7 protein-coding genes are annotated in these 12,107 nt (G+C 69.6%); 6 read left to right on the forward strand and 1 reads right to left on the reverse strand.

Annotated elements, in window-relative coordinates:
* The first annotated feature begins 74 nt into the window (after positions 1–74).
* Positions 75–3,722: a LamG-like jellyroll fold domain-containing protein gene (locus ACFQU3_RS23905; protein ID WP_385914520.1), complete on the forward strand. Its 3,648-nt coding sequence runs from the start codon at positions 75–77 to the stop codon at positions 3,720–3,722.
* Positions 3,723–3,800: 78 nt separating this feature from the next.
* On the opposite strand, the gene serA is transcribed toward ACFQU3_RS23905, so the two are convergent.
* Positions 3,801–5,045, reverse strand: a complete 1,245-nt coding sequence (gene serA / locus ACFQU3_RS23910; RefSeq protein ID WP_385914523.1) for a phosphoglycerate dehydrogenase — start codon at positions 5,043–5,045, stop codon at positions 3,801–3,803.
* Between the two features lie 281 nt (positions 5,046–5,326).
* Between serA and ACFQU3_RS23915 the strand changes: the two genes are divergently transcribed.
* From ACFQU3_RS23915 to ACFQU3_RS23935, 5 genes are all read left to right on the forward strand, one after another.
* Positions 5,327–7,585, forward strand: a complete 2,259-nt coding sequence (locus ACFQU3_RS23915; protein ID WP_385914526.1) for an ATP-binding protein — start codon at positions 5,327–5,329, stop codon at positions 7,583–7,585.
* Positions 7,586–7,757: 172 nt separating this feature from the next.
* A complete protein-coding gene (locus tag ACFQU3_RS23920) occupies positions 7,758–9,572 on the forward strand; it encodes an alpha-amylase family glycosyl hydrolase (RefSeq protein WP_385914529.1) in 1,815 nt (604 codons plus the stop codon).
* Positions 9,565–9,903: a hypothetical protein gene (locus ACFQU3_RS23925; RefSeq protein WP_385914532.1), complete on the forward strand. Its 339-nt coding sequence runs from the start codon at positions 9,565–9,567 to the stop codon at positions 9,901–9,903. The genes ACFQU3_RS23920 and ACFQU3_RS23925 overlap by 8 nt, the downstream gene beginning before the upstream one ends.
* Positions 9,904–10,200: 297 nt before the next feature.
* Positions 10,201–11,631 (forward strand): sugar porter family MFS transporter, encoded by a 1,431-nt coding sequence (locus tag ACFQU3_RS23930; protein WP_385914534.1) that lies wholly within the window; start codon positions 10,201–10,203, stop codon positions 11,629–11,631.
* Positions 11,632–11,687: 56 nt separating this feature from the next.
* Positions 11,688–12,053: a universal stress protein gene (locus tag ACFQU3_RS23935; RefSeq protein WP_385914537.1), complete on the forward strand. Its 366-nt coding sequence runs from the start codon at positions 11,688–11,690 to the stop codon at positions 12,051–12,053.
* Positions 12,054–12,107 lie beyond the last annotated feature (54 nt).

Raw genomic sequence — 12,107 nt, forward strand, 5'->3', positions numbered from 1 at the left:
CTTGTGCCTGTTCGTGCCACTGGCTACCTTGATCGCCATTCGAACCGGTTCGACGACAAGGAGCAATGACGCCCATGCCTCATCCACGTCCACGGGGGCTCATCCCCACGGTTCTGGTCGCCGGGTTGCTGGCGACGTCCAGCGTCGTCGCGACCGGCCTACCGGCCTCGGCCGCGGTGCCCGCACCCGCCGTGCACTACACCTTCGGCGACGACCTCGGCACCGGTCGCATCACCGACTCCTCCGGCAACGGCGCCGACGCCACGCTCGTCAACGCCTCCACCGCGTCCCTGGTCGCCGGCGTCGACGGCCAGGCGCTGAAACTGCCTGGCGGAGCGTCGAGCTCGGCTGCCGCATACGTGCGCGTTCCGGCTGCGCCCGTCATCGGATCCACCGACCTCACCATCTCTGCGCGCGTCCGCTGGGACGGCACGAGCGCGCCCTGGCAGTGGATCTACACCCTTGGCACCAACACGACCCGCTACCTCTTCGCGACGCCGTCGAACAGCGACGGCAAGCTCCGAGCAGCCGTGACCACGAACGGGGGCGGGGCTGCGGAGGCCCAGGTCACCGGCCTCGCCGCCCTGCCGAAGGACTCGTGGAAGACCGTCACGGTCGTGCTCGACGACCAGGCTGACCGCATCACGGCCTACCTCGACGGCGCCGCCGTGGCTTCTGCCCCGACCTCCGTGAGCGGCGGCCAGCTCGTCGACGCGACCGCCACCACCGGCGGCTACATCGGCAGGTCGTTCTACCCTGACCCGTACTTCGCAGGAGCAGTCGATGACTTCCAGATCTTCCGCAGCGCACTCTCGGGCGCGCAGGTGGCCGAGCTCGTGGGCGCCGGGGCTGCGAGCCTGACGGACGTGTCGACGACCAGCTTCGACGTCAGGACGTTCGTCGGCACCGCGCCCGCCCTGCCGGCCGGCGCCCGGGGTGAGTTCACCGACGGCTACGACCGCAACGTGCCGATCACGTGGGACGCCGTGCCCGCGGACCGGTACGCGAGCCCCGGCACGTTCACGGTGGCCGGCATGGCGGGCCCGTTCCCCGTGACGGCCAGCGTCACCGTCATCCGTGCCGGGGAGATGCACATCGACCTCGGCACGCGCACCGGCGCCTTCCACGGCGGCGCGTCCGGAACCCTGTACGGCCTCTACGGCGAGGGGGTGCCCACCCGCAACCTCATCGAGGGAATGGGCCTGCGCACCGTGTCGACCAAGGCGCAGGACGGGCCCCAGCACCCCGGCGCGGACGCCCTCGAGGTGGTCAAGCCGCTCGCCGACAGCACCGGCGGCGACGTCTACATCTACATGACCGACATCCACCGCGGGTTCCCTTACCAGTGGGAGGGCAGCACCCCGCAGGAGAAGCTCTCCATCTACATGGACAAGATGGCCAAGCAGGTCGACCAGGTCCTCACGCTCGACCCGACGTACCAGAAGCACGTCGTCTTCGTGCCGTTCAACGAGCCCGAGGGCAACATGTTCGGCACCGGCGACTGGAGCTACAACCGGGTCAGCTGGCTCAACGACCCGAAGGACTACTTCGGTGCGTGGGACCGTGCGTACGCGCTCATCAAGGGCAAGATGCCGAGCGCCCGGATCGCCGGCCCCAACACGAGCGTCCTGTACGGCCAGGTGAAGGGTTTCCTGCAGCACGCCGTGCAGGCCGGCACCGTGCCGGACGTCATGACGTGGCACGAGCTGAGCCACCCCGAGCAGGTGCGCACCAGCGTGGTGAAGTACCGCGGCTGGGAGAAGGAGGTCTTCGCCGGAACGCCCTACGAGGGCAGGCAGCTGCCGATCAACATCAACGAGTACGCGTTCAACTACCACACGTCCGTGCCGGGCCAGATGGTGCAGTGGATGTCGGCCATCGAGGAGTCGAAGGTCGACGCCGACATCGCGTACTGGAACATCGACGGCAACCTCTCCGACTCGGCGGTTCAGGCCAACCGGGGCAACGGCCAGTGGTGGCTCTACAACGCGTACGCGGGCATGACCGGTGACACCGTCGCCGTGACGCCTCCGATGCCGGGCCAGAACTACACGCTCAAGGGACTGGCCACCATCGACGACACCAAGACGCAGTCACGCGCGATCTTCGGGGGTGCCGACGGCCCCGGGTACATCCAGTTCGACCACGTGCCAAGCACGTTCGGCTCGTCGGTGCACGCCTGGGTCCGGGAGATCCCGTGGACCGGTCAGATCGGCGACTCCGCGCAGCCCCAGGCCGTGGCCGAGCTCGACACCACCGTGCAGAACGGCACCGTCGCCTTCGACTTCGACGGCGGCGTCCTGCCGAAGCTGAAGGAGTCGTCGGCCTACGAGATCGTGCTCAGCCCGAGCGGCGTCCGCAACCCGACGTCGGTGAGGCCCTTCCTCTGGCAGCAGGACTACGAGGCGGAGAAGGCGACCTACACCGGCTCCGGCTACAGCCGCAACGGGCCGGAGGGGTCGCCCAACGACGTGTCGAAGTTCTACACGTCGGGGATGTACGACGTCGGTGGCCTTCGCACCGGCTCGGACGGCGTGCTCTCCTTCACTGTCGACGTGCCCAAGGACGGCCGCTACGACCTCAGCGTCTTCGCCAACTCCCTCAACACGTTCTCGCGGGTACAGGAGCAGGGGCCGACCAACGTCTTCCTGCGCGTGGACGGCGCCGCCGAGCAGGAGCTGTTCCTGCCCCTGGGCTACAAGTGGGTGGTGTGGGACCACACCGACACCACGGTGGCGCTCAGCGCGGGTCGACATGTCATCGCGCTCGCGGCCAGGAGCCTCGACGGCAGCAAGGTGACCAAGGGAGACGCCATCGTCGACCGCATCCACCTCGCGTTGTCGAACCCGGACGCGAGCACCGCGATCTACGAGGCGGAGACCGCGAGTCTGGCTGGGGCACAGGCGATCTACGCCGGCCTGCCCGGTACGCCGGGCACCATCTCGGGAGCGGGGGCCGTGCGACTGGCCAAGGGCGACTCGGCAACCTTCTGGGTGTACGCGCGAGACGACGGCGAGGCAACCCTCGACGTGGGTATGGTCGGTGCCGGCGACGCCGCGGTGTCGGTCAACGGCGAAAAGGTCCTCGTCGCCACGGCGGCCACGCGCAAGGTGGCGGCCTCCCTCTCCGGCGGGGTCAACAAGATCACCGTGACCGGCCTCAGCAGGTCGTCGGTGCTCGACCGTCTCGTCGTGGGCGGCGGCACCGGCCGCCTCGCCCCGCGCGCCTACGAGGCCGAGGCCGCGCAGCGGACGGGGTCTGCCGCACTCGCGGCGCTGGCCCTGGCCAGTGGCGGGCAGGCCATCGACGGCATCGGCGGAGCCCCGGGCAACGACAACGCTCTGACGTTCCGGGTGCAGGTGCCCACCGCCGGCACGTATGCGGTGCGGGTGCGCTACTCCAACCCGGAGCAGTCGCCGGCGACGCACTACAACCCCGACCCGCTGGCCCGGCGCGCGGACATCTCCGTCAACGGCGGACCGTCCACGCCGACGCTCTTCCCGCACACGTTCCACCAGAACAACTTCTGGATGCTGACCATCCCCATGAAGCTGGCAGCGGGCGAGAACACGATCCGTTTCTCGTCGGAGGAGCTGGCGAACTTCGACGGGCAGTCGTACGCGTCGCAGACCTTCCCGGGTGAGCCCCTTCGGTCGAGGTACGCACCGCTGGTCGACAAGCTGACCGTCAGCAGGTTCGCGGCGCCCCTGCCCCAGGGCTGACCGGTTCGATCAGCTCTGCGACCACACGCCTGCGGCCGGCACGAGCACGTGCCGGCCGCAGGGGGGTCAGCTTCGTGATCAGGCCGGCCAGGTCCGGAGCCAGATGGCCTCCGGAGACTCGCGCAGGGCCGACAGAGTGGCCTCCGGCGGGGCCACGCTCGAGTCGGTGACGACGTAGCCGTACTCCCCGCGGGTGGAGAGCATCTGGTCGATGATGTTGGCCCCGGTGTCGGCCAGGGTCCGGTTGATCGAGGCCAGCACGCCCGGGACGTTCCGGTGGAGGTACCCCATCCGGAATGCCCCTTCCGCGGGGGGCGGCAGGACCTCCGGCAGGTTGACCGAGAGTGCAGTTGCCCCGGCGCCGACGAAGCCCCGCAGCTTCGTGGCGACGAAGGACCCGATCTCCTCCTGCGCCTCCTGGGTCGACCCTCCCACGTGCGGCGTGAGAATCACGTTGTCCAGCCCGCGCAGCGGGGACTCGAACGCGTCGCCCTGGGCCTTCGGCTCGGTCGGGAAGACGTCGATCGCCGCACCCGACAGGTGCCCCGAGAGGATGTGGTCGCGCAGCGCCTCGTCGTCGACGACCATGCCACGGGAGGCATTGATGAAGACCGCACCCTGCTTCATCAGTGCGAACTGCTCCGCCCCGAACAGCCCTGCGTTGCCGGGCCGCCCGTCGACGTGGAGGCTGACGACGTCCGCCTCGGCGAGCAGCTCGTCCAACGACCCGACGCGACGGGCGTTGCCGTGCGCCAGCCGGTCCGCGGTGTCGAAGAACACCACGTGCATGCCGATCGACTCGGCCACGTTGGACAGCTGGGTTCCGATGTTGCCGTAGCCGACGATGCCCAGGGTGCGAGCGCGGACCTCGTGGCTGCCCTTCGCCGACTTGTCCCAGATGCCGTCGTGCATGCGCTGGGTCTTCTCGGGGAGGCGTCGCGCCAGGGCGAGGATCTCACCGAGAACCAGCTCGACGACACTGCGGGTGTTGGAGAACGGGGCGTTGAAGACGGCCACGCCGCGTGCGGCCGCACCGGCCAGGTCGACCTGGTTGGTCCCGATGCAGAAGCAGCCCACCGCCAGGAGGTCCGTCGCCGACTCCAGCACCCGAGGGGTGACCTTCGTGTTGGACCGGATCCCCAGCAGTGACACGCCCTGCAGGGCGTCGACCAGCTCGCCCTCGGTCAACGATCCCGGACGGACCTCGACCTCGAAGCCGTCGCGGCGAAACGCCTCCGCCGCGACAGCGTGGATGTTCTCCAGCAGCAGCACTTTCAGGCGACTGCTCTGTTCTGTGACCGACCGGGCGTCGCTTGCCGTCATGGCCGTCGGAGTCTGCATGCACTGTCTTTCGCTGGATGGGACGGACTGGCTCGATTCTGCCTCAGTCCAGCGAGGCCCAGAAGTTCGGTCCGTAACCTGAGGTACACCACCGGAAGCAACGACCGGACGCCGCGGCAGACCTACACTGGTGGACGGTGACCGCTGGGGCCTCAACCGGCGGGTGAAGGGTTCGGACGGGCATGGCACGTGCGAAGACAGCGGTAAGGGCGCCAGGGTCTCTCCCGGCCGAGATGACGAGCTTCGTCGGTCGGCGCCGGGAGATGGCTGAGACCCGCCGCCTGCTCTCCACCAGTCGTCTGCTCACGCTCACGGGGGCGGGCGGAGTCGGCAAGACGCGTCTGGCAGTGCGGATGGCCGCAGACCTGCGCCGCACCTTCCCCGACGGTGTCTGGTTCGTCGAGCTCGCCTCCCTCCAGGACCCGCAGCTGCTCCCCAACACGGTGGCAGGCACTCTCGACCTGCGTCAGGTGTCCGCCAACCCGGCCGCCGACCTCGCCGAGTACCTCGAGGACAAGCGGCTGCTCGTGGTGCTCGACAACTGCGAGCACCTGACCGATGCCTGCGCGGTGCTCACCAGCAAGCTTCTGGCAGCGGCTCCCGGCCTCCACGTGCTGGCGACGAGCCGCCACGTCCTCGGGGTCGAGGGCGAGCGGATCCTGCCGGTGCCGCCTCTCTCCGCGCCCGACGAGGCCGGGCCCGCGCCCGGTGATCCGCGCCGCTACGAGTCCGTGGCACTGTTCCTGGACCGCGCCGGCGCGGTGGCGCCGGACTTCAGGCTGGTGGACGTCAACCGTGCCGCCGTCCTCGAGCTGTGCAGGCGCCTCGACGGTGTTCCCCTGGCCATCGAGCTGGCCGCAGTCTGGCTCCGCACCCTTTCGCCGGCCCAGATCCTCGACCGGCTCGAGGACCGCTTCGCGCTCCTCTCCTCCGGCAGGAACGCCGCGCCGGCCCGCCAGCGTGCTCTCGACACGGCGATCGGCTGGAGCTTCGACCTGTGCTCCCCCGCCGAGCAGCTGCTCTGGGGCCGCCTCTCGGTCTTCGTCGGAGGTTTCGACCTCGACGCCGCTGAGGACGTGTGCTCGGGCAGCGGCCTGGAGCGGCACGAGATCCTGGGTCTCATCGCGAGTCTCGTCAACAAGTCGATCATCACGCGCCAGGACGCGACGAGCCATGCCTCTTCCCGGTACCAGATGCTCGAGACGATCCGCCAGTACGGTGCCGCGCAGCTCGTCCAGGCCGGTGAGGTGCCGGAGATGCGCCGCCGCCACCGGGACCACTACCGTGCTCTCGCCCAGCAGTTCGGGCGTGAGAGCTTCAGCCCGCGGCAGGCGGACTGGTTCCTGCAGCTCCGGCGCGAGCACGGCAACCTGCGAGCCGCCATCGACCTGTGCCTGGAGACGCCGGGCGAGGCAGCCGTGGCCCTCGACATCGCCGCACCCCTGTGGAACTTCTGGTTCGCGGGCTTCCTGCGCGAGGGGCACCGCTATCTCATCCGGGCTCTCGACCGCGCCACGGAGCCCGACCGCCGCCGCGCGTACGGGCTGTGGGCAGCGAGCTACCTCTCCATGTTCGCCGGCGAGTTCGACCGGACGCGCACGATGCTGGGCGAGTGCTCTGAGCTCGCCGAGCGGTTCGACGACGAGCTGCTGCGGGCGCGGATCGACGAGTGCCGCGGCCACGCGTCCATGTACCAAGGGGACCTGGCCGGGGCCTGCGCCTACCTGGAGAGCGGTCTGCGCCGGTTCCGCACGGTGGGCGACCCGCTGGGCCAGTTCGACACCTTGGTCCTCCTCTCGGCGGCGGCCTTCTTCATGGAGGACCCGCGGGTCGAGGACTTCAGCCAGCAGGCCCTGGCTCTGGCCGAGCGGCACGGCGCCCTGTCCTCGGAGGCCTACGGGCTCTGGAGCGTGGGGATCGTGCGCTGGCGGCAGGGTCGGGTCGAGGAAGCCCGTCGGGCGCTGCGCAACTCCATCGGCCTGTTCGAGCCGATGCACGATCTCACCGGCATCAGCTTCGGCGTCCAGGCCCTCTCGTGGTGCGCCGCGCTCGAGTCGCCCGACGACAGGGCCGCCGTCCTGCTGGGCGCATCGCAGGCGGTCTGGCGCGCCAGCGGGGCGAAGGTCGACGAGACCACGGCCTACGGCCTCTACGACCAGCGGTCCAAGGACACGGTTCGTCAGGCGCTCGGTGACGCCCGGTTCGAGAAGGCGTTCGCCGAGGGGGCGGCCTTCTCCCTGGACCGGGCCCTGGCCCTGGCGCTGCGCGACGGTGAGGGTCGGGACCACACTCAGCCGGCCGCGGCGGCCGGCAACGGGACCGGGACCGACGTCGGGCTGACGAGACGGGAACGTGAGATCGCCGGCCTCATCGCGCAGGGGCTGAGCAACCGCGAGATCGCCGCCCGCCTCATCATCTCCAGCCGCACCGCAGAGACGCACGTGGGCAACATCCTGGGCAAGCTCGGGGTCACGTCACGCGCCCAGGTGGCCGCACGACTGGCCGAGGGCGAGGATCGCTGACCCGTGTCGTGACCGCGGGGTGAGGCACGGTCTTTGTCCGGAAACGTCACGTGTTGCGGCTACGTACCGGGGACGATCTCAGTACCGATCCCCGTAGTTCTCGGGATGCCGCGGTCCTCGGGGCCGGGGGACGCTTGCGCTGGAAGGTTAACGCTCACATTCCGAGGCCACCATGCACACGTCACCCAGCATCACCGCCCTGCGCCAGCCCGAGGCGCACGTGAGCCCGGCCCTGCGGCCCGCGGCGCAGGCCCCGATGCGGGCCCAGATGCGGCGCCCGGCGTCGACGGTCGGCGTCGACAAGGGCACGAGCAACCACGGCTGGTGGCGTGACGCCGTCATCTACCAGGTCTACGTACGCAGCTTCCAGGACTCTGACGGCGACGGCATCGGCGACCTCGGCGGCGTCCACCACCGGCTGCCGTACCTGCGCAGGCTCGGCGTCGACGCGATCTGGCTCAACCCGTTCTACCCCTCGCCGCAGCACGACCACGGGTACGACGTGGCCGACTACGTCGACGTGGATCCGCAGTACGGCACGCTGGAGGTGTTCGACCGCCTCGTCCGCGACGCGCACCGTCTCGACCTCAAGGTGCTCATCGACGTCGTGCCCAACCACTGCTCCATCGAGCACGCCTGGTTCGCCGCGGCCGTGGCCGCCGGACGGGGAAGCGCGGAACGTCGGCGCTTCCACTTCGCCGACGGCCGGGGCCCGTACGGAGAGCTGCCGCCCAACAACTGGCGCTCGATCTTCGGCGGCCCCGCCTGGCAGCGGATCACGGAGCCCGACGGCACCCCCGGACAGTGGTACCTGCACACCTTCGCCCCGGAGCAGGCCGACTTCAACTGGCGCCACCCGGACGTCCCGGCGTACTTCGAGCAGGTGCTGCGGTTCTGGTTCGAGCGTGGGGTCGACGGGCTGCGCATCGACGTGGCCCACGGTCTGCACAAGGGCGAGGGCCTGCCGGACCACGACTTCGCCATCGACGACGAGATCACCGGCGACCCGACCAACCCGCATGCCTGGAACCAGCCGGAGGTCCACGACGTCTGGCGCAGCTGGCGGGCGCTCGCCGAGGAGTACACGGCATCGACCGGCCGCGAGAGAGTCCTCATCGGGGAGGTGGGCGTGCTCGACACCGCGGAGCTCGCGGCCTACCAGCGCCCGGACGAGCTGCACCAGAGCTTCTTCTTCGAGTTCCTGCGGGCGCCCTGGGCGGTCGAGGAGCTGCGCGGTGTGATCGACCGCGGCCGCACGACGGTCGCCGCGACCGGATCACCCGTGGCGTGGGTGCTCAACAACCACGACATGCCCCGAGCGGTGACCCGGTACGCCGGCGGTGCCCCGGGCGGACCGATGGGTGACATCGAGCTCGGCATCACGCGGGCTCGTGCGGCCGCGCTGCTCATGCTGGCACTGCCCGGCTCGGCGTTCATCTACCAGGGCGAGGAGCTGGGCCTGCCTGAGGTCACCGACCTGCCGGAGCACGTCCTGACCGATCCGATGTTCCACCGCACGGGCGGTGCCCGCCGGGGCCGCGACGGCTGCCGGGTGCCGCTGCCCTGGGACTCGGCGCGCGACGCCTGGGGCTTCTCCCCGGAGCGCACGACCACGGGCACGACGGGCACGACGGGCACGGTGGGCACAGCGGCCACGTGGCTCCCGCAGCCTGACTGGTTCGGCTACCACGCCGTCGACCGCCAGGTCGAGTCCGGCGAGTCCATGCTGCACCTCTACCGCGAGGCGATCGCACTGCGCCACCGCGTGCCCGACCTGTCCACCGGCGAGTTCCGGTGGCTGCCCACCGAGCCCGGGGTGCTGGCCTTCACGCGGGGCGACGGCTTCGCCTGCGTGGTCAACTGCTCGTCCGAGCCGGTGCTCATGCCCGTGAACGGTCATGTCCTGCACGCCAGCGACGCCGAGGTCGGCGAGAAGCTGCCGCCCGACAGCGCGGCGTGGCTGCTCGTGGGGCAGCGTGATGACTGACCGCATCCGGCCATTGTTGCTCGGCTACATCCGTGAGGCCGTGCTCGGGAGCGAGCGCCTCGCCAGCGCCCAGACACGTCTCGAGGCATTCGCACACGACGAAGGATTCGCACTCGGCACGGTCTTCATCGACCGACGCCACAGCCTGCCGGGCGCTTTCGACGCGCTGATGCAGGAGATCCGCCGCGGCGACGAAGCCTGGGGCATCGTCATTCCGGACGTCGGCCACCTGAACGAGGCGAACTACCGGGTGATGAATGCCGGCCGGCACGACTACACGAGCACGACCGTCCTCGTCGCCAACGCGATCGCGTCCTCGCGCCTCCCCTAGACCGGCGGACCTGGCGTCCGAGCCCCTCCCCTATCGACGCCAGGTCCGCCTCCCCACCTCCCCATCTCGGCCCCGTCTCGGCGTCAAGGCCCTGCATCGTCGACGCCGCGACGGCGTGCGCAGTGGCGTGACCTTCGTCTCATGTCAGGACATTAGTACGTAAGTACATCCTAGTCTCGCCGGTTAACCCCGGGCCACACCTTCGTACCTGCTCCGACGAGTACGACTGCGGCACGGGGTCCATGCCGCCGAGAGCTCCTCTCGGCGGCCGATTCCACCGACGCAAGGAGGCTCGGTATGTCACACGGGGCACCAATCACCAGCTCCAGCGGAATCGCACTACCCCCACTGCGGCCAGGTCCGCACCAGCGCAGGCTTGATCTCATCGCCGTCGTCGCGACGTTCGGCGGCCTGCTGTTCGGCTACGACACCGGGGTGATCAACGGGGCTCTCGAGCCCATGAAGCACGACCTCGGTCTCACCACGGTCACCGAGGGCCTGGTGACAGCGACCCTGCTCGTGGGCGCCGCTGTCGGCGCCATCGTCGGCGGCCGGATGAACGACACCCTCGGTCGGAAGAAGACCCTGACCATCGTCGCGGTCATCTTCTTCGTCGGCACGGTGGGTGGCGTGATCGCCCCCAACCTGGCGGTGATGCTGCCCTCCCGCATCATCCTGGGCTTCGCCGTCGGGGCCGCCTCGGTCACGGTCCCGGTCTACCTGGCCGAGCTCGCGCCGACAGAGCGCCGCGGCACGCTGAGCGGTCGCAACGAGCTGGCCATCGTGGTCGGGCAGATGCTCGCCTTCATCATCAACGCCGTCATCGCCAACGTCTGGGGACACCACGACGGCGTGTGGCGCTACATGCTGGCCGTCGCCGCGGTCCCGGCGGTGTGTCTGTTCGTCGGCATGTTGCGCATGCCTGAGTCGCCTCGCTGGCTCATCTCCAAGGGCCGCCACGACGACGCCCTCCAGGTTCTGCTGCAGGTGCGCAACGAGGACCGGGCCAGGGCCGAGATCGCCGAGGTCGAGCATCTCGCGGAGGAGGAGTCCGAGTCGCAGACCGGCGGCTGGGCCGATCTGAGCGTCCCGTGGATCCGTCGGATCGTGATCGTCGGCTGCGGCTTGGCCATGGCCCAGCAGCTCACCGGCATCAACTCGGTCATGTACTACGGCACCCAGCTGCTGACTGAGGCAGGCTTCTCCGCCAGTGCGGCGCTGATCGCCAACATCGCCAACGGCGTGCTCGCCGTGGCCGGCTCGGCGATCTGCCTGTTCTTCGTGATCGACAGGATGCCCCGTCGGCAGCTCATCGTCCGAGGCTTCGTCGCCACGACGTCGGTGCACGGCCTCATCGTCATCGCCGCCACCGTGATGCCGCAGGGCATCATGCGGGCGTACGTGATCCTGATCCTCTGCGTGACCTTCGTGTTCTTCATGCAGCTGGCCCTCAACGTGCCGGTCTGGGTCTGCCTCTCGGAGCTGTTCCCGCTCCAGCTGCGCGGGTTCGCGATGGGCCTCAGCATCCTGTGCATGTGGCTGATGAACGCCGCGCTCACGTTCGCCTTCCCCATCATCGTCGGCCTGACGGGACTGCAGGGGATCTTCTCCCTCTTCTTCGTGGTCGGCGTCATCTCGGTCGTCTTCCTGTGGAAGATGCTGCCGAACACGAGCGGACGCTCACTGGAACAGCTGGAGGAGGCGTTCGCCGGTGGCGACTTCCGCTGACGAACCCGACTCGACACGAGTCAGCAATCCCGTCTACTCCCTAGGAGGCTCGACCCATGACCATCCTGGTCGCCGTACCCGATAGCAAGGAGGGCGCCGTCGCCCTCGCCGCCGCAGCAGACGAGGCCGAGCTGCTCGGCACCGACCTCGTCGTCGTCAACCTCGGCCTGAATCCCCTGGACACCTCGTCGCTCCCCCCGACGCTCAAGGTGACGGTCACCAAGCGAACCGGCAAGTCCGACCGTGACCCGGTCGACGCGGTCCTGGCCGACATCGAGGAGTACGGCGCCACACGCCTCGTCATCGGCGTGAGACGTCGGTCCCCCGTGGGCAAGGCGCTGCTCGGCAGCGTGAGCCAGGGACTCCTCCTCGAAGCACCTGTCCCGGTGCTCGCGATCAAGATCGACGAACCCCGACGCTGACCGCATCCGGGCTCGGACAGTTGGCGGGGACTCGAACCCCGCCAACTGTCCGCC

It is taken from the genome of Terrabacter sp. GCM10028922 (assembly GCF_042666095.1).
GTDB lineage: Bacteria > Actinomycetota > Actinomycetes > Actinomycetales > Dermatophilaceae > Terrabacter.